Origin of the sequence: Micromonospora sp. NPDC048894, assembly GCF_040649765.1 — a bacterium.
Taxonomy (GTDB): Bacteria; Actinomycetota; Actinomycetes; order Mycobacteriales; family Micromonosporaceae; genus Micromonospora; species Micromonospora antibiotica.
On sequence record NZ_JBEZFY010000014.1, the window covers coordinates 1 to 19396 of the forward strand.

The window sequence follows — 19396 nt, forward strand, 5'->3', positions numbered from 1 at the left end:
GCCCTCGGCCCATCCCGTGCCGTCCGCGTCGGCCGAGAACGCCTTGCACCGGCCGTCCGGCGACAGCCCGCCCTGCCGGCTGAACTCGACGAACATGCCCGGCGTGGACATCACGGTGACGCCCCCGGCCAACGCCAGCGAACACTCGCCGTTGCGCAGCGCCGATGCCGCCAGGTGTACGGCGACCAGCGACGACGAGCAGGCCGTGTCGACCGTCAGTGCCGGCCCGGTGAGCCCGAGGGTGTACGCGATGCGGCCGGAGGCGACGCTGGGGCTGATGCCGGTGAGCAGGTAGCCCTCGGCGTCGGGGTGGGCCTCGTGCATCCGGGGGCCGTAGTCGCCCCCGGTCGCGCCGGCGAAGACGCCGACCCGGCTGTTCCGCAGGGAGGTGGGGGCGATTCCCGCGCGTTCCAGCGCCTCCCAGGAGACCTCCAGCAGCAGCCGTTGCTGTGGATCCATGCCCAGCGCCTCACGGGGTGAGATGCCGAAGAACGCGGCGTCGAAGCCGGCGGCGTCGGCGAGGAACCCGCCCGAGCCGGTGCCGAGCCGGCCGGAGTCGCGCAGCGCCGTCAGGTCCCAACCCCGGTCGTCGGGGAACTCTCCAATGACGTCGGTGCCGCCGACGAGCAGTGTCCACAGGTCTTCCGGTGACGCCACCCCGCCCGGGAAGCGGCAGGCCATCCCGACGATGGCGACGGGTTCGTCCACGACGGTCGCGGTGTCGTCGTCGGCTTCGTCGTCGGGGGCCGGGTCGCTGTCGGCCAGCAGCACGGTGAGCCGTTCGGCGAGCGCGGCGGGGGTGGGATGGTCGAACAGCAGCCCGCTGGGGAGGACCAGACCGGTGGCGGCGGCGAGTTCGTCGCGTAGCTCGACCGCCAGCAGCGAGGTGAAGCCCAGGTCGTGGAACGTGGTGGTGGGCGCGATGACGGCGGGCGCGCGTCCGCCGAGCACCCGGCGGACGAGGACGTCGATCTCGGCGGTGAGGTCGCGGTCGGCGGCCGGCCGGTCGGTCCGGATGGGTTCCGGCCGGGCACCGACCCAGTGCCGGGTGCGTTGGAACGGGTAGGTGGGCAGGTCGACGACGCGGCCCGCCCCGCCGAGCAGGCTGCGCCAGTCCACCCGGTGACCACGGGTCCACACCGTCGCGGCGGCGGTGACGATGCTGGTGGCCTCGTCGTGGTCGACGCGCGAAGTGGGGACGCCGCCGTCGATCAGGGTGGACAGTGAGCCGTCCGGTCCGAGTTCCAGCCAGGTGCCGACGTGGTACGCGGTGCCGGCCCCGGTGACGGCGGCGTGGAAGAGCACCGGTTCGCGTACCTGGCGTACCCAGTGTTCGGGGTCGGTCAGGTCGGCGGGCGCACCGGTCACGGTGGAGACGACGGGCAGGGTGGCCGGCCGGAACGTCACCGTCGACAGGACCCGGCGGAACCGGTCGCGCATCGGGTCCATCAGGGGGGAGTGGAAGGCGTGGCTGACCCGCAGGTGCCGTACCCGGGCCCGGGTCGCCGCCGCGATCTCCCCGGTGACCGCGCGCAGCGGCCCGGCGGGTCCGGCGAGCACCGTCGCGTCGGGGCCGTTGACGGCCGCGACGACCACGCCGTCGCGCAGGAACGGGCGTACGACGGAGTCGGCGGCGCGGACGTTCGCCATGGCCCCACCGGCGGGCAGCGCCTGCATCAGTTCACCGCGTGCGGACACCAGGCGCACCGCGTCCGGCAGGTCGAGCACGCCGGCGACGTGCGCGGCGGCGATCTCGCCGATCGAATGGCCGACGAGCACATCGGGGTGGACGCCCCACGACTCCAGCAGCCGGAACAACGCCACCTCGACGGCGAACAGGGCGGGTTGGGTGGTGCCGGTGGCGTCGAGCCCGTCGCCGGTGCTGATCGCCGTGCGTAGGTCCACCCGGGCCAGCGCGCACACCTCGTCGAAGGCGGCGGCGAAGACCGGGTGGGCCGCGTGCAGGCGCAGTCCCATGCCGACCCGTTGGGCACCCTGACCGGCGAACACGAATCCCAGGGCGGTGTCGCCCGCCTGGCCGGTGAGCACCCGGTCGCCGACCACGACGGCCCGGTGGGTCAGCTCGGCCCGGGTGGTGGCCAGGGACCAGGCCACCGCCGCCGGGTCGGCGTCGCCCTCCCGCAGGCGCCTCACGGCGGCGTCCCGGGCCTGGTCGGACTTCGCGGACACCGGCCAGGCAACGACCGGCACGTCCGGCGTCACCGGGGCGGCCGGCGGCGCGTCGGTGGGGGCCTCGCCGAGGACCACGTGGCAGTTCGTCCCGCCCATGCCGAACGAGCTGACCCCCGCCACCAGGGGCCGGTCCGGGCGCGGCCAGGGCGTCGGGTCGGTGACCACCGTCAGGCCGAGCCGGGGCAGGTCGATGTCGGGGTTCGGGGTGGCGAAGTGCAGGCTCGGGGGGAGTTGGCGGTGCCGTACGGCCAGCGCGGTCTTGATCAGTCCGGCGATGCCGGCGGCACCCTCCAGGTGGCCGATGTTGGTCTTTACCGAGCCGACCGCCAGCGGCGCGGCCGGGTCGCCGAGCGCCCGGCCCAGCGCGGCGGCTTCGATCGGGTCGCCGACCCGGGTGCCCGTGCCGTGCAGTTCGACGTACTGGACGTCGGCGGCGGTGGTGCCCGCGCGGCGGTGGGCGGCCCGCAGCGTCGCCTCCTGGGCGGCCGGGTCGGGGGTGGTGGGGGTGCTGCCCGCACCGGCGGAGACCGCGCTGCCCCGGATCACGCAGTAGATCCGGTCGCCATCGGCGAGCGCCCGGTCGAGCGGTTTGAGCAGGACCGCTCCCCCGCCCTCGCCCCGGACGTAGCCGTTGGCGCGGGCGTCGAAGGTGTGGCAGCGACCGTCGGGTGACAACCCGCCCCAGTCGTCGGAGATGTGGCTGCTCTCCAGCAGCAGGGCCAGGCTCACCCCGGCGGCGAGCGCGGTCGTCGACTCGCCGCTGCGCAGGCTGGCGCAGGCCAGGTGGACGGCCACCAGCGAGGACGACTGGCCGGTGTCGACGGTGACGCTCGGCCCGTTGGCGCGCAGAAAGTACGACAGCCGGTTGGCGATCATGCTGCGGTGCAGGCCGGTCATCGCGTGGCCGGAGCGCAGCGCGGTGCGGTGGCGGTGTGCCACCTGGGCGTAGTCGTCCCAGGTGGTGCCGACGAACACGCCCAACGGGGTGCCGGCCACGGTGTCGGCGGGCACCCGGCCGTCTTCCAGTGCCTCCCAGCCGAGTTCGAGCAGGAGACGTTGCCTCGGGTCGAGCAGTGCGGCCTCGCGGGCGCCGATGTCGAAGAAGGGCGCGTCGAAGGTGTCGACCTCGGTCAGGAAGGCACCCCAGCGGGCGGCCCCGGTGGCGGCGGGCCAGCGGTCCCGGACGTCCCGCACGGTGCTGCGGCCCGCCACGAGCAATTCCCAGAATCGGGCAGGGTCCGGTGCTTCGGGAAAACGGCACGCGATGCCGGTGATCGCGATGTCCGCCGTGGAATCAGTCGACTCGTATCCGTGCAGGACAGCCACGTATTTCCCCCGGGTTCGACGCGGTGGGCCCAGTGACGCGAAGCGCGTGGGAATTGCAGGTGATCGAGAGAGGTGCTTCGATCCGCTCCGCCAACGACCCGTCCAGAGTCGATCAGTGATCGATTGCCTTCAACCCCTAGATTTCCCCTAGAATCGTCAACTCTCCGTTTAATCGATGTTTATCGGCAACGCATTCTGCTCCCTTTTCGGTCACCTCCCCGCGCTGGACCCGGCCGACCCAGCGCCGCCACCGCAGCGTGCGACGACGGGCGGTACCTGACCGGTCGCCACCTGACGAACCCGGCCGCGCCGGGCGGCGATGCCGATCCAAAAGGGCCGCCGTAGTGCACTTTCCGGCCGGCGCGACTCTGGGCGGCGGTGGGGCCGGCACCCGCCCGGCCACACCGGCGGGGCGGCCGCCGCCACATCGACCACGGGCACCGGAGCACCGATACGCATGCTGATCAGAACCGGACTCGTATTGTTTCGTCATCGGCTGGCCAGTGGCGTACGACACCACGACCCTGCGGCGCGCAATTACCACGCTGGGAAAATGCTCGAAAGTGGATCAGCGGCCACCGACAATGGGGGCGGCGGCGGAAACAAGACCGTTCCCCGGCGGAAACAATTCACCGCGCCGGCGTCGACGCTCCGGGAGAACGCGAACAATCAGAGAGGGAAAGCACGCCACCGGTCGTGGACGCAGCGGACGACCGGCGCGGAAACAGGGCACGCGACCGGCACGACGATCCGACGCGCGCCCGGCCCTCCGCGCAGCAGGACGGGGGCTGCCACGCGCGGGGCCACGCCCCGGCGAGCAGAACGGGCCAACTCCGGGCGACGAGCGACCGGGTCCGGGGCACGGCAGACGGTCGATCCGAGGAGACCCGGGGTCACGTACCCCACGCGCGGGATACCTCCGGCGGGCCAGCGGCCAGCGGCCAGCGGCCAGCGGCCAGCGGCCAGCGGCCAGCGGCCAGCGAATCTACCCTCCAGCCATGGGCGGACCGCTGTGCCGTGCCGAATGCCAGAGCCGGGACCAGGAACCAGGCGCGGCGGCGGCCGAGGCGGTGGATGTCGGCGGTGCCGTTGGCCGCGGCCGGCGGTTTCCCAGCCGCAGGCCCGGTAGCCGGGCACTCCGGTCGACCTGCCGCCCTGTCATGCTGCGGCCGCCGCCACCGGCTACCCCTCGCACCGGGGGCCGGTGGCGGAGGCCGCAGCCGGCCCGGGCTTCAGTCCTGTGCCGGCACAGGGGTGGGTCCGTCGTGGACGGTCGACCCCGGTCACGGGACCCCCGGGCCACCCGCCCGGTCGGCTGCCGCGCCCATTGCGGGCAGCCGACCGGGCGGGTTCCGGCCCGCGTCCAGGCGGCCGGGCGGGCGACGCCCCGCGCCGGCTACCACTCGTGCCGGCCCGGACGCGGCGTTCCGGGCCGACGGTCAGGACGCGGTGTGCTCCGCGCCGGAGCTCAGTAGGCGACGGCGAAGTGCGTGCGCGGGTGTGCGCCCTGCTCGGCCTCGTCGAGGACGGCGATGGCGAAGTCGCGGTAGGAGATGCGGCTGGCACCGTCGGCGTCGGCAAGCATGCCGGTGTCGCCCGCGCGGTACGCCCCGGTCCGCTCGCCCTCCGGGTCGAACTCCATCGCCGGCACCACCACCGACCACTCGACCGTCGCCGGCGCCTCCCGCAGCACGTCGAGCGCCGCCGCGTGGGCCTTGGCGAAGTCCTGGAACTGCGCCGGGAAGCCGGGGGTGTCCATGACCCGGACGCCGGGCGCGGCGTCGAGGTAGGCCGACAGGCCGATGGCGACCAGGCGGCCCCCGCCGGTCTCGGCGACGGCGTTGACGAGCGCGCCGGCGGCGGCGGTGAAGAACGTCGCCATGTTGTCCCCGGCACCGGGGGCGACCGCGTTCACCACCGCGCCCGCGCCCTTGACCAGGGCGGCGACCTGCGACTGGTCGGTGACGTCGCCGGCGACCACCTCGACGCCGGAGCCGGAGAGGTCGGCGTACCGGGTGGTGTCCCGGACGACCGCGACGACCTCGTGCCCACGGCTGGCGGCCTCGGCCACGATCGCCCTGCCCGCCTTGCCGCCTGCGCCGAACACTACGATCTTGGTCACTGGTCGTCCCTCTCTCGCGATGCCGATGTTCCGGTTTGCCGCCCACGCGTACGGGCTGTACGGCTGCGAACGGCGCCGGCGTGCCACGGTAACGAGCACCGAGGTTTCTTCCGGGAAACCTCGTTAGGCTGGATCGGTGACGGACTCCACCTCGCGCTTCGATCCGGTCTGCCCGTCCGGCATCGCGCCGATCCACATCGGCGACAAGTGGACGGCGATGGTGATCTCCCTGTTGGCCGAGGGACCGATGCGGTACTCCGACATCCGGGCGCAGATCGGCCCGGTCACGGCGAAGGTGCTGACGGCGGCGCTCCGCGGCCTGGAACGGGACGGCTTCGTCGCCCGGATGGAGCAGCCCGGCCCGCCGCGCAGCGTCCACTATGGCCTGACCGAGCTGGGTCGGACCCTGCTGCCCGCCATCGAGCTGGCCGTCCAGTGGGCGCACGACCACCTCGGCGCGATGCTCGACGCGCAGGAGGCATACGACCGCGAACATGCCCGACAGGGCCGGGTGGAACTGCGCTGATCAGGCATTTCTGCATTGATTCGGGGTGCCGGCCGGATAGCTCAGCGCATCCATTACCGTCGACTCAGGTGATCCAGGACACAATTTCCCTAGGGGAGATCTAGGGGTTCTGGCGAGCGCTTCGACCGTTGGCTGCGGCGAAATTCCCATAGTAAGGTTACGGTCCGTTCGACAGGTGGCGAGCGCATCGCCGCGCGCCCCCATTGACGTTTCTTCGCCGGGCCTCGACGCATCGGGCGCGGTGTCCACCCCACATTCACTCAATTCCAGGGGGAAGCTTGTCCCGGTTGAGCCGTAGGCGGTTGATGTCCGGTGTCGGCACCGTCATCGCCGGCGCAGGTGCGAGCACGCTGATCGGCGACCACGTGGTCGCCGCGCCCGCCCAGGTCGACAGCCTGGCCGGTGGGCAGAAGACTCCCGGGCCGGTGACGATCGGCCCCACCGACCGCCGTTACGCCGACGCCCTCCAGCGCGGGTTCAACCGCCGCTTCGTGGGCAGCCCGGAGGCGGTGCGGATCGTCAGTACCACCAAGCAGGTCGTCGCCGCGGTGCAGGCGGCCGTGACGGCCGGCAAGAAGGTCGTGGTCCGCAGCGGCGGGCACTGCCTGGAGAACTTCGTCGACGACCCGGCGGCGAAGGTCGTCATCGACCTGGTCGAGATGCGCTCGGTCACCTTCGACACCACCCGTAACGCCTTCTGCGTGCAGGGCGGGGTCACCCTCGGCGACCTGTACCGGCGGCTGGACTGGGGGTGGGGCGTCACCGTCCCCGGTGGCTCCTGCCAGAGCGTCGGCATCGGCGGGCACGCCACCGGCGGCGGGTTCGGCATGCTGTCCCGGCAGCACGGCATCGTCGCCGACTACATCGACGCGGTCGAGGTCGTCATCGTCGACGCGACCGGCACGGCGAAGTCCGTCGTGGCAACCCGGGCCACCGGGGACCCGAACCGCGAGCTGTGGTGGGCACACACCGGCGGCGGGGGCGGCAACTTCGGCATCGTCACCCGGTTCTGGCTGCGCAGCGCCACGGCCACCGGCACCAACCCGAGCACGCTGCTGCCGACGCCGCCCGGTGCGGTCGCCAACACCATCCTCACCTGGAACTGGGCCGACGTGTCCCGGGCGGACTTCGTCCGGATCATGGCCAACTACGGCACCTGGCACGAGCTGAACAGCGCCCCCGGGGCCACCGGCACCAAGCTGTTCTCCGCGCTGACCGCCAACCGCAGCGAGTACGGCCGGCTGTCGGTCGTCGCCCAGGTCGACCCTACGGTCAGCGGCAACAACACGCTGCGCAGCTCCTACGTCAGCGCGATCACCGCGGGCGTCACCGCGACGCCGACGATCCTCGACACCGGCACCCGGCCGTGGCTGACCACCACGCTGAACCTGCCGACCACGGCCGCCGCGTTCGGCATCACCGGCCCACTGCGCTCCAAGAGCAAGGGTGGCCTGCTCAAGCAGCGCTACACCGACGCCCAGGCGGGGCGGGTGTTCGACCGGCTCACGGCGAGCGGCTACACCAACCCGGCGTCCGGCCTGACGCTGCTGTCGTACGGCGGGGCGATCAACGCCACCGCTCCCACCGCGACGGCGACGGCGCACCGCTCGTCGGTGATGGCCGCGTCGTTCACCAGCTACTGGGACGACCCGAGCGCCGACGCGACGAACATCGACTGGCTGCGCGGGCTCTACCGGGACGTGTACGCCGAGACCGGTGGGGTGCCGGCGCCGGACGCCCGCAACGAGGGGTCCTACATCAACTGGCCCGACATCGACTTCCTCGACAGCACCCAGAACACCTCCGGCGTGTCGTGGTCGACGCTGTTCTACGGCGACAACTACCCGCGCCTGCAACTGGCCAAGGCGGCCTACGACCCGCTCAACGTGTTCAGCCACGTCCTGGGCGTGGCGGCTCCGTGACCGGACAGGTCCTGGTGGTCACTGCGGGTGCCGGTGGGATCGGCTCCGCAGTGGCCCACCGCTTCCGGTCCCGGGGTTGGCAAGTGGTGATCGTGGACCGTGACGCCGGGCGGGGGCGCGCGGTGGCCGGCGGGTGCGACGGGCTGTTCGTGCACACCGACGCGACCACCATGGCCGGCTGCCAGGAGTACGTCGAGGCGACCCTGACCCGGCACGGGACACTGGACCTGCTGCACCTCAACGTGGGCGTGCTCGCCGGCACGGCGGTCGGCGACGGGTTCGACCCGCAGGCGTACCAGTCGATGATGCGGACCAACGTCGACTCCGTCGTGTTCGGCGTGCAGGCCGCGTACGCGCCGATGCGGGCGCACGGCGGTGGCGCGGTGCTGGTCACGGCCAGCACCACCGGGGTGCGTCCGTCGCCGGACGCCCTGTACTCGGCGAGCAAGCACGCGGTGGTCGGGCTGGCCCGGTCCCTCGCGGGCCCGCTCGGGCAGGTGAACATCCGGATCAACGCGCTCTGCCCGGGCGCGGTGGACACCCCGATGCTCGCCGACCGGCGCGACGCGCTGGTGCGTGCGGGTGTCGGGTTGGTGACACCGGAGGAGGTGGCCGCCGCCGCCGAGCAGGCGCACACGACGGGACGTACCGGCGAGGCGTGGATCGTCAACGCCGGGCACCCGGTCGCCCCGCATCCGTTCACGGAGGTCGTCATCGCGGGAGAGGAACGGATCTCCCGCTGACGGCCGTACCGCCGGCACGTCCCGGTAAAGATCAGTGCCGGTAAAGATCAGCGGTCGAACAGACAGGAGTGCTTTCATAGGGGCCGGTCACGCAATTCGGAACGACTTGCACGGCAGGGGGACCAATGATAACCGAACCCTTATTCGGCGATTACCCGGAAGAGTTCCCGGGGACGTGGTTGCGGCCCGATGTCGATTCCGCGCGACGGCCGATCAGGCAGGTCGTTGGTTACGACCGGGTGTTCCGGAGAATCGAGGCGAGCCTCGAACCGCTCGCCGGCCACCCCGAGGCACGTGAATCCGACCGGTGGAAGTCGCTGGTGCTGGCCTCCTGCGATTTCCCCGGCGCCCTCGACCGGCTCACCGACCTCTATCCCTGCGGTGAGGCCCGGCACGGCACGTCCCTTGAGGACATGAGCCGCGAGCAGTTGATGACCCTCGGGTTGGTCAACGCGATGACCGCCACCTGGCCCGGCCTGGACCACGTCACCATGGCCCGTGACTACCTGGAGAACCAGGACGCCCAGATCCCCACCGGCGTCGAGTGGCTGGTGAGTTGCGCGATCCGCATCCTGCTGCTGTCCGGGGATCCGAACGCCGCCGCCTGCGCGGCGGCGGCCCGGCAGCGTCTCGGCGGGCAGAACCCGATCGGTTGGCGGGCCCGGCTCACCAGCCTGCACGCCGTCTGCGCGCTGCTCGACGGCGACGTGCAGGGCGGCGTCGAGTGGGGTGAGCAGGCGCTGCGGATGATGCAGCCGAGGCGTTGGGCGCACCGGATCGGTGAGCCGCTGGCCACCGTGGTCCTGGGCAACCTGGCCCTGGGCCGGATCGGCGCGGCGGTGCACCACCTGCGTACCACCCCGTCGGCGTTGATGGACGAGTCCAGCTACAGCCTCTGGTACCGGCACGGCTTCGGGCACTTCTGTCTGGGCACCGGTGACCCACGCGGCGCGGTGACCCGGTTCATGAGCTGCGGGCGGAGCATGGCCGAGTGGGGCATGGCGCTGGAGCACCTCTTCCCGTGGCGGCTGGCGGCGGCGGCCGGCTACCAGATGCTCGGCGAGCAGGACGTCGCCGTACACCTGGTGGATGCGGCGTTGCAGGCCCGCGGCGACGAGATACGGGCCCGGGCCATGCAGACCACGGACAGCGTCGGGGTGGTCTTCGGCGGTGCCCGCGAGGCGATCCTCACGACGCTGGAGCGGTTCTCGTCGAGCCCCGACTTCTTCCTGATCCTGCGCCGGTTGCAGACCGAACCGCTCGACTTCGGACGCGGGGACTACGCTACCGTCACGGTGCTGGAGCGGCGTCCGCCGGCGTTCCTGTCGACGCTCACCGACAGCGAGTTGAAGGTCGCCACACTGGCCGGCCGGGGCAAGCAGAACAAGATGATCGCCCGGGATCTCAGCATCACGATCAGCACGGTGGAGCAGCACCTGACCCATGTGTACAAGAAGCTCGGCATCGGCAACCGCAAGGAACTCCGCCTGATCATGGGCTGACCCACCGCGTCGCCGGGGCGACGCCCTCCCGACCTGATCGCCCTCACCACGGACCCCGGACGCCGGGGCCCACACCTCTAACGGAACCTCATGTCTAGTCACCTCTCCGCACCGGATTCCGCCGGGGCGCAGGAGCACCGGGACCGGCCGACCCGCCGGGCACAGGTCCACGCGGTGGCCGTGCTGCTGGCCACCACGGTCCTCCCGCTGACCATCACCGGGGCGTCGGTCGCGTTGCCCGGCATCCAACACGACCTCCAGACCAGCACCGTCGCCGCGCAGTGGGTGGTCAACGCCTACAACGCGACGTTCGCCGCGTTCCTCGTGCTGGGCGGCGCGGTCACCGACCGGTGGAGCCCCTACCGGGTGTTCCTGTCGGGGGTGGCGGTCTTCGCGGTCGCCTCCGCCGCTTCGGCGTTCGCACCGACGGTGCTGGTGCTGAACCTGACCCGCGCCGTCACGGGCGTCGGCGCGGCGGCCACCGTGACCGGCGGGGTGGCGCTGCTGTCGGTCGTGTTGACCGGCCGGGCGCAGGCCCGCGCCTTCGGCCTGCTGGGCACCCTGCTCGGCGTGGGGTTGGCGTTCGGACCGCAGCTCAGCGGCGTGGCGTTGGAGACGCTGGGGTGGCAGGCCGTGTTCGGGGTACCCGCCGCGGTGGGCGTGCTGGTGATCGGTCTCGCCCTGGCCGCCCGCCCGCCCGCCGCCGCACGCCGGACGTCGGCCCACCCGCCGTTCGACTGGGCCGGGGCGCTGCTGTTCACCGGGGCCTCGCTGATCGGCATCGCGACCCTGGTGGAGGCGCCCCGGCTCGGGGCGACGCATCCGCTGCTGTGGGGCGGGGCGGCCCTGTCCGCCGTGCTGCTGCTGTCGTTCGTCGGTGTGGAGCGTCGGGTGGCGCACCCGGTGACCGACCTGACGCTGCTGCGCAATCCCCGGTACACGGCGATCGCGATCACCGCGGGCACCCTGATGGTGGTGCTGGTGCCGATCCTGGTCTACCTGCCGTCGTACCTGATCAACGTGGTGGGCCTGTCCCCCACCGAGGCGGGCGCCTGGATGCTGGTGCTCACCGCCCCGACGATCGCGTTGCCGCCGGTGGGCGGCATCCTGATCAGGAGCGTCGGGATGACCCCGGTCCTGGTCACGTCGGTGGTGCTCTGCGGGCTCGGCGCGCTAGGGCTGGTGACCCTGTCGCCGGGCAGCACGTTGCCCACCATGGCGCTGCCCCTGCTCGCCATCGGGGCGGGGGCCGGACTGCCCTCCGGTCACATCGACCGGCTCGCCGTCTCCGAGGCGGACGAGAGCCGACGGGGGGCGGCGGCCGGGCTGTTCAACACCATCCGACTCTCCACCGAGAACGTGAGCATCGCGGCGGCCGGGGCGTTCATCGCCGCCGCGAGCCCCGTCGGCCTGCGCGGACGGCACTTCACCGACGCGCTGCACACGGTGGCGCTGGTGCTGGCGGCGGTAGCGATCGCCGTCGCGATGCTGCTCGTGGTCGTCGACCGTCGGGCCCGGGGCGCGGCCCGGGTGGAACACGCCCCGGGCCCAATACGGTCGGCAGTGAGCGAGTAGCCCGGGCGGCGGCCGGTGGGCCGTCGCTCAGCCCAGGCTGATCACCGGTCGGGTCAGGGTCTCGTCGGCGTACCCGTCGTCGGAGGCGAGCCACCGGCCGAAGTCCCCGTCCCGGTAGGCCGTCGCGAGGGTCAGCCAGCCCAGGAAGAAGCCGCTACCGCCGCAGGTGACGACACCGCCGTCACCGCCGCACACCACCGTCGGTTCGGTCGTCACCTCGTACCGGTAGGAGTCCTGACCGATCGCCAACCCCCACAGGTTCGGCGTGCGGTGCACCCCGGTCACCTGCTCGACCGGGTAGCCGTCGTCGGGGGTGTCGTCGCCCCAGCGGAACAGGGTGGTCGCGCCCGCGCCGCAGGCCCACTCCCACTCGTCCGGGCTGGTGGTCCGCAGGCCGAGGTCGGTGAGGGCGGCCATCGCCTCGTCGTGGTCGAACTCCTCGACCAGCACCGCGCGGGTCACCCGGCCGGTCGAGTCCAGCTCGACGGTCAGCCCGTCGGCGGAGCTCACCGTGCCCGCCCCGTCGCTCCGGCGGCCGAGGGACGCGACGAGTTCACCGACCCGGGGGTCGTCCGGCGGCACCGGCATCTCGCCGGGTTCGAACGCCTCCACCGCGACCAGCATCGCCGGCAGGTCGACGTCGCGCACGGGCGAGGTCATCGCGTCGAGGTGCTCGGTCAGCGGCGGCAGGCCGTACTCCTCGGCGCTGTCGGCGTAGCTGGCCGCCTGGGCCGCGCCGGGGTGGAACCGGGCCGCGTCGTAGCCGAGCGTCGGCCGACCGCCGGGTACCAGCGCGAACCGCAGCCCGCCCCGGTCGAACACCGCCGTGCGGTGCCGGCGTCCCGCGTAGGTGGTGTCCCGTAGGCCCACCACGGTCAGGTCGTGCCGTGCCGCGATCTCCCGGGCCAGTCGGCCGGCGGCCTCCTCGGACCGGTCGTTCCACTGGTCGACACGGAGTTCGGCGTACGACATCGGGCCAGGATAGGGCCGGACGCGCCGGCACCGACGGGCGGGTTCGGCGTCCGTCGGTGTGCCGGGTGTGGTCAGTAGCCGATCCGGAAGGTGGCGTCCTGCCGGTCGGTGGCCGGTGAGCTGCTGGTGAGCGGGTCGATGCGCAGCAGGTAGTCGTAGTGGCGCAGGTAACGGTCGGGGAAGTTGTACGACCGGAACGACGTCCACGACGAGTCGGCGAGGCCGGCCGTGCGGTAGAACGTGGCGTCGCCCCGGAACGCGCTGGTGCCGTCGTTGGCCGCCAACCGGATCGTGTAGTCGTAGTGGCGCAGGTACCGGTCGGGGTAGTTCACCGAGCGGAACGACACCCCGGCCGGGTCGGCCAGGCCGGGCACCAGGGTCCACAGCTGGTCCTGGTACGGCTCGAACGGGTACGGGTCGATGCGCGCGACGTTGTTGCCGTGCCGCAGGTAGCGGTCGGGGAAGTTGTACGACTTGATCCGGTTCCAGGTGGGCAGCCCCCAGGCGGCGGTGAGCGCGGTCAGCTCGGCCGAGGTCACCGGGGCGATCCCGGGGTGCTTGGAGTTCAGCGGCTGGGTGTACGCCCGGTCGTTGAGCAGGCTCCACGTGCCGCCTGCCACGTTGCTGGTCTGCCAGCAGAAGAACCGGCCGTTGGGGCTCCACGTGTCGCCCCACAGGTACCAGGTGTTCGCGGTGTGGGACTTGACGATCTGCGGGGCCTCGACGCCCCGACCGGGGCTGACGGCGGCGGTGTGGATGCTGAAGCTGCCCGGGTTGAGGGTGGTGGAGCGGGTGCCGAGCAGGGTGCTGTTGGTGTTGTTCTTGAAGTACATGTAGTTGACCCCGTTGACGGTGACGAAGCTGCCGTCGATGGCGTCGTAGCCGGGGTCGAAGAACGTCTGCGGGGCGGAGGCGGTCACGAAGTCGCTGGTGTAGTTCACCATCAGCACGTTGCGGCCGCCGGTGACGGCGGAGTAGACCACGGCGTACTGCCCGCGCCCGGCGTCCCAGTACGCCTCGGGCGCCCAGGCGTGGGTGGCCAGCGAGTGCACCTTGAGCAGCCGGTAGCCGGTGAAGGTGCGCAGGTCGGCCGAGTCCCAGACGTGCAGGTACTGGCTCTGGTAGTTCCAGTCGGTGCCGTTGAGGTCGGTGGCGAGCACCACGAAGCCGCCGTTCTGCTTGCGCAGGACGAACGGGTCGCGCAGGCCACGGCTGCCCAGCGTCGGGGTGGCGACGGGGCGGTTCTGGTTGAGCGGGGTCCAGTTCAGGCCGTCGCTGCTGACGGCGAGGTGCAGCCCGTAGTTGGCGGCGGTCATGCTCGGCGACTCGGTGAAGTACGCCATGACGTAACCGTCCCCGGGGGCGGCGGACGCGGTCGCGGGGCGCAGCAGGGTCGCCCCGGCCAGGGCGGCACCGGTGGCGGACAGGAGGGTGCGACGCTTCAACTGATCACCTCGGGTGGCGGGCGGCAGGGCGGCACTGACCCTCGTACGTTATCGCTAACATCGATGACGTCAAGTGTTAACACGAGCCGGAGCAGCCTGCGCAGGTTGCCGCCCACCGGACCCACGGGGGCAGGTTGCCGTCGGAGACACCGGCAGCCTCGACGGCGGAGAGCCCGTCGAGGCGGCACGGGTGCAGAGTCCGTGCGATCGATCCGTGGTCGAGGCTGCGGCGGGGCCCGGCCCCCGCCGCAGCCGTGGCGACGACGGGCCGGCCGCCGGCGGAGTCAGTCCTCCAGCCACCCGTGCGAGCGGGCGAACTGGGTGAGGTGCTGCCGGATCTGGCTGATCTGGCCACCGGTGAGCGTCGGGACCTGCTCCACCAGGAGATCGGTGATGTCGGCGCGGAAGGCGGCGGCGGTCAGCACGTCGCACTCGTCGTCGTCGGCGCGGTCGGCCGGCACGCCCGTCGCGGCCGGCACGCTGCGCGCGACGGTCGCGCGCGGTGTCACCGGGCCCGGGTTGAGCAGCCGCGCGTAGAGCGCCTTGACCCCCCGGTTCCCCTCCACCGACTCGAACTCCACCCGCATGCCCGGGGCCACGTTCGGCCGCTGATCGCCGAAGTCGTTCGCGTGGACGAAGACATCCTCGCCACCGCCCTCCGGGCTGATGAAGCCGTACCCCTTCACGTCGTCGAAGCTGAGAATCGTTCCGACCGCCACCGCGACCACCACCCCAATAACAGGAACCACCAGAACAGGAAAAAACCACCGCATCGGATGCCACCGCAAGGGTACCGCCCCCGAAGCGACACCCATGGTAAGCGACGGGTGCCCGATCTGGGGGGCACCGAGCCGCCGGGACGCGGCCCGCACCGAGCCGCCGCGTGCGTCCCGCACCGAGTTACCGCGTGTGGCCCGCACCGAGCCGCCGCGTGCGGCCCGCCTGCCGCCGCGCGGGCGGCGACGGGACGCGGTCACCCGGGACGACGGTGGGCGGTGGCGGCGGGCGGAGCCGCCCGACGCATTCCCCGCCCAAAATCAATTGTCGCCGGGCACGGGCACGGCCCGCTCCGGCAGATGTTCCCGGCCCCATGCCCCCAGGGGCTTGAGCGCCTGATTCAGCGCCTGACCGCGATCGGTGAGTGAGTATTGCACCCGCAGCGGCAGGCCCGGGGAGGTCTCCCGGTGGACGATGCCGTCGGCTTCCAACTCGCGCAGATGCTGGAACAACACCTTTTCGCTCACTCCGATGAGCCTTCTCAGCTCACCGAACCGTCGGTGCCGGTCGCTGAGGGCCCACAGGATCACGACCTTCCACTTGCCACTGATCACCTCGATCGCGGCGTCGAGTCCGCAATGCGTCGGCCGCACCCTGACACTCAATTCGCCCACTCCCCGAACGGCCGGGACGCCTTCCCCACGCGCTCCGGTGTGCCGCAGAGTCTAGCGCGCGAGGTCGCCCGGTCCCCCGTTTCGTGGGACGCCCGCCACAGGTGATCCCGGCTGCGGCGGGGGCACCCGTCATGGCCGGGGCCAGGTGCACCCGGGCCCACGGCACCAACCGTCGGGCCGACGCACGGCACGGGTCCACCCCAGTCCGGTCGCCGTCGGAATTGACTCCTGATGATCTCGAAAGTTCGCACGACGGGGGCACGGTGTGCGTCTGCTCCGGTGTCCCGGAATGCGGGCCGATTCCGGCCCCGCGCCTGGCGGCTACACCTGGTCGGCTGCCCTTTTCCGCGATCACGGAAAGGCCGGCACCACCCGACGGGCCCGGCGTCCGGAAACCCCATTCCAGCCACCCCGGGCTGGGGGAACGGCCATCGTCCGCGGCCGGCTCCGCCGGGTGGGGTGATCGGCGACCGCTCACATACCTTGCAGTAAGTGGTTGAGGGCTCATCTGCCCGCGTCTAGGCTCACCACTGTCGAATCGGCGGCGGCACCTGCTTTCTGTGTGCCGGCACCTAATCCCTTTCCTGCCTTTTCAGGAACACAGAGGAGCGTGACACCGGTGTCCGGTGACAATGGCGTACGCGTGTCGGTCGTCGGCCTCGGAATGATGGGTTCGGCCCTGGCGGGCGCATATCTCAGGGCCGGCCACCCCACGACGGTGTGGAACCGCTCCGCCAGCAGGGCGGACCCGCTTGTCGAGCAGGGCGCGCGCCGCGCGGACACGATCGCCGACGCGGTCGCCGCGAGCGACCTCCTGGTGGTCTGCGTGGTCGACTACCGGGCCCTGTACGAGATCTTCGAACCGGTGCGGGAGGCACTCGACGGCAAGACCATCGTCAACCTCACCTCCGGGGTGCCGCAGGACGCCCGGGGGGCCGCGCGGTGGGCGCAGTCCCTGGGGGCGAGCTATCTCGACGGTTGCCTCCTGACGGTGCCGCCGGCCGTCGGGCTCCCCCAGACCCTGCTGTTCTACGGCGGCCCGGCGGAGGTCTTCGACACGTACGAGTCGACCCTGAAGGTCCTCGGCGGCAACAGCGTCCTCCTGGGTGCGGACCCGGGGGTCGCCAGTCTCTACGACCTGTCGCTGCTGGGCATCCTCTGGTCGTCGCTCGCCGGCGCGCTGCACGGCTTCGCGATGCTCACCGCCGAGGGCGTCCCCGCGGCGGCGCTGACGCCGTTCGTCGGGTCCTGGATCACCCACGTGGTGCTGCCCAGCATCACGGGTGCCGCCCGGCAGGTCGACGCGGGCCGGTACGCCACCGACATCTCCACGGTGGGCCTGAACGCGGCCGGTCTGGCCAAGCTGGTGGAGGCCAGCAGGGGCCAGGGAATCCGGCCGGACGTGATGGTCCCGATCCGGGACATGCTCCGGGAGCGGGCCGGCAGCGGGCACGGCGACGAGGCGCTGGCCAGCATGATCGAGGTCATCAGGAGGCCCCGGGCCACCGCGTCGTGATCCGCCCACCCGGCCTGCACCCGCCCGACCTCCGGTCCGTCGTACGCCCACCGTGGCGGGGGTACGACGGACCGGAGGTGACGGGCTAGCGGATGGTGAAGGTCAGCGGGTTCGAGATGCCGACACCGCCGTGGGAGTCGTGGACCCGCACGGTGAAGGTCGACGACGTGCCGGCGGACAGGGGCACCTGGAACTGGTAGCGCTGCCCGCTGTTGGTGGGCGTCACGGCCAGCTTGGTCGTGCCGAGATACAACTCCACCCGACTGACGGGGTCCCCGGCGTCGGCGTCGGTGGCGTCGGCGACCAGGGTGACCGTCGTGGGTTCGAGGAAGTACGTCTGCCCACCGGGGGTGCTCAGCGCCACCGCCGGCGGGTGGTTGGTGCCGGAGGACGGGGGCGTGACGACCGTGACCAGCAGCGGAGGCGCACCACCGGACAGCGACTGGTCGGTGCCGGCCGAGACGTTGAGCACGTAGGTCGTGCTGGTCCCGGGGGCGCCGGTCGGGGGTGTCCACTGTGCGTCGAACCGGTCGCCGGTCGTCCGCACACCCTGGGCCACCGTGACGCCGTTGACCCGGAACGACACCCCGGTGATGTAGTGGCCGCCGCCCACGGTCGCGGTCGCGGCCAGCGGGACGGGGCCCGGTGCGGTGTAGACCGCGCCGACGGTCGGACTGACCCAGTTGACGTACGCCGGGTAGTCAGCGACCGGCGGCGAGGTGGTCGGCCCGGCCGTCGTCCTGCTGGGCAGGACCCCGCCGGTGCAGGCGACGCCGTTGAGCGTGAACGCCGCCGGCACGGGGTTGCTACCGAACCAGGCACCGACGAAACCGATGTTCGCGGCGCCGTTGGTGCCCAGGGTCGCGTTCCAGTTGAGGTTGGTCGCGCTGACCTGCTGGCCGGACTGGGCCCAGGTGGCGCTCCAGCCCTGGGCGAACTGCTGGTCGACAGCGGGGAACGCGAACCGCAGCGTCCAGCCGTTGACCGGCTCGCCCAGGTTGGTGACCGCGACGTCGGCGTGGAAGCCGCCGGTCCACTGGCTGGTGACGACGTAGTCCACCCGGCAACCGGCAGCCGCGTTCGCCGCACTGGCGTGCGAGACCGCGGCCATCATCGCGACGATGGCAACAACGACGGCGGCCACAGCCGTCAGCGACTTACGCATGGCACCCCTCGCCCATAGATCGTTAATCATCGATAAGTACGACGACTGTCCTGCCGTTCGGTCCTGCTGTCAAGGCACTCCGGCAGTCCTGCCGCCGGCAGGACATCAGCGCATTCACCGCATCAGCCCGCAGCGACGCGAGGGCCGGCGACGACCCCCCGTAGGTAGCGCAGACCGTCCGTGGCGAGCCGGTCCTGCGACGGGGCCAACGGACGCCAGATCGCCGCGGCGGTGGCGATGGTCTCGTTCTCCGCCGTGAACGACTCGATGCAGACCGCACCCCGGTAACCGGTCTGCCCCAGCACCGCGAAGAAGCGCGGCCAGTCGAAGTGGTCCGCCCCGGGTGAGCCCCGGTGGGTGCCGCTGACCTGGACGTGCTTGATGTACGGGCCGGCAGCGGCGAGGGCCGCGTACGGATCGGACTCCTCGATGTTCATGTGATAGGTGTCGATCATGATGCCGACGCTCGACGGCAGTCCATCGATCAGCTCGACCGTCTGCGCCACGGTGTTGACCACGCTGGTCTCATAGCGGTTCAACGCCTCCACCCCGATGCTCACGCCACACTCACCGGCCTGCTCGGCCACCGGCGACAGGGCCCGCCGGAACTCCGCATAGCAGTCCGCCCGGGCCGCCGGTGACATCCGCCAGGTGCGCCCGACCGAGGCGTACACCGGACCACCGACGCAGGGGGCGCCGACGGCCGCCGCAGCCGCCACGCACCCCCGCAGGTACGCGACGGTCGACGCCACGACCGCCGGGGACGCGTTCACCAGGTCCCGCCCCGGCGGGGTGACCGCACAGACGCCGGCCGCGACGAGGCCGTGCGCGGCCAGCAGGTCCCGGGTCCGCACCGGGTCCCAGTCGCCGGGCTGCTCGATCGGCAACTCGACCGCGTCGAAGCCGAACGCGGCGATCCGGGGGATCAGCTCGGCGAGGGCGTCGTCGTCGACGGGCGACGCCCACACCCAGGGGTTGACGCCGACGGCGTACACCGG

At 72.1% G+C, this 19396-nt stretch carries 14 protein-coding genes; 6 read left to right on the forward strand and 8 right to left on the reverse strand.

Annotated elements, in window-relative coordinates; all coding sequences use genetic code 11:
- The coding region (locus AB0C22_RS25180) for a beta-ketoacyl synthase N-terminal-like domain-containing protein (protein ID WP_357537375.1) at positions 1-3519 on the reverse strand (3519 nt) is incomplete at its 3' end.
- 1468 nt (positions 3520-4987) lie between these two features.
- Entirely contained in the window at positions 4988-5641 is a 654-nt protein-coding gene (locus AB0C22_RS25185; protein WP_219463261.1) for an NAD(P)H-binding protein, read from the reverse strand.
- A 136-nt stretch (positions 5642-5777) separates the two neighbouring features.
- Between AB0C22_RS25185 and AB0C22_RS25190 the strand changes: the two genes are divergently transcribed.
- From AB0C22_RS25190 to AB0C22_RS25210, 5 genes are all read left to right on the forward strand, one after another.
- On the forward strand, positions 5778-6167 hold the full coding sequence (locus AB0C22_RS25190) for a helix-turn-helix domain-containing protein (RefSeq protein ID WP_307799254.1): 390 nt from the start codon (positions 5778-5780) through the stop codon (positions 6165-6167).
- A 287-nt stretch (positions 6168-6454) separates the two neighbouring features.
- Positions 6455-8089, forward strand: a complete 1635-nt coding sequence (locus AB0C22_RS25195) for an FAD-binding protein (RefSeq protein WP_208567535.1) — start codon at positions 6455-6457, stop codon at positions 8087-8089.
- A complete protein-coding gene (locus tag AB0C22_RS25200) occupies positions 8086-8832 on the forward strand; it encodes an SDR family oxidoreductase (protein WP_357537377.1) in 747 nt (248 codons plus the stop codon). Before AB0C22_RS25195 ends, AB0C22_RS25200 begins: the two co-directional genes overlap by 4 nt.
- Before the next feature lie 239 nt (positions 8833-9071).
- On the forward strand, positions 9072-10334 hold the full coding sequence (locus AB0C22_RS25205; protein ID WP_219463264.1) for a helix-turn-helix transcriptional regulator: 1263 nt from the start codon (positions 9072-9074) through the stop codon (positions 10332-10334).
- A 90-nt stretch (positions 10335-10424) separates the two neighbouring features.
- Positions 10425-11909: an MFS transporter gene (locus AB0C22_RS25210; RefSeq protein WP_357537379.1), complete on the forward strand. Its 1485-nt coding sequence runs from the start codon at positions 10425-10427 to the stop codon at positions 11907-11909.
- A gap of 27 nt (positions 11910-11936) precedes the next feature.
- Here AB0C22_RS25210 and AB0C22_RS25215 read toward each other — a convergent pair whose 3' ends face one another.
- The 4 genes from AB0C22_RS25215 to AB0C22_RS25230 form a co-directional block, all read right to left on the reverse strand.
- Positions 11937-12881, reverse strand: a complete 945-nt coding sequence (locus tag AB0C22_RS25215) for a hypothetical protein (protein WP_219463267.1) — start codon at positions 12879-12881, stop codon at positions 11937-11939.
- Between the two features lie 71 nt (positions 12882-12952).
- Positions 12953-14326, reverse strand: coding sequence for a glycoside hydrolase family 43 protein (locus AB0C22_RS25220; RefSeq protein WP_219463269.1), 1374 nt, complete (start codon positions 14324-14326; stop codon positions 12953-12955).
- Positions 14327-14610: 284 nt separating this feature from the next.
- On the reverse strand, positions 14611-15045 hold the full coding sequence (locus AB0C22_RS25225; RefSeq protein ID WP_308291102.1) for a cold shock domain-containing protein: 435 nt from the start codon (positions 15043-15045) through the stop codon (positions 14611-14613).
- Between the two features lie 318 nt (positions 15046-15363).
- Complete coding sequence (locus AB0C22_RS25230; protein WP_307799255.1) at positions 15364-15696, reverse strand: helix-turn-helix domain-containing protein; 333 nt, start codon at positions 15694-15696, stop codon at positions 15364-15366.
- Positions 15697-16336: 640 nt separating this feature from the next.
- On the opposite strand from AB0C22_RS25230, the gene AB0C22_RS25235 reads away from it, so the two are divergent.
- Positions 16337-17233, forward strand: coding sequence for an NAD(P)-binding domain-containing protein (locus tag AB0C22_RS25235; RefSeq protein WP_219463273.1), 897 nt, complete (start codon positions 16337-16339; stop codon positions 17231-17233).
- A gap of 85 nt (positions 17234-17318) precedes the next feature.
- Here the strand turns inward: AB0C22_RS25235 and AB0C22_RS25240 are convergent, their stop codons facing one another.
- Both AB0C22_RS25240 and AB0C22_RS25245 read right to left on the reverse strand, forming a co-directional pair.
- Positions 17319-18398: a cellulose binding domain-containing protein gene (locus AB0C22_RS25240; protein WP_357537382.1), complete on the reverse strand. Its 1080-nt coding sequence runs from the start codon at positions 18396-18398 to the stop codon at positions 17319-17321.
- 122 nt (positions 18399-18520) lie between these two features.
- Positions 18521-19393 carry a sugar phosphate isomerase/epimerase family protein gene (locus AB0C22_RS25245; RefSeq protein ID WP_219463277.1) on the reverse strand — a complete coding sequence of 291 codons (873 nt, stop codon included), beginning with the start codon at positions 19391-19393 and terminating at the stop codon, positions 18521-18523.
- Between the last annotated feature and the right edge of the window lie 3 nt (positions 19394-19396).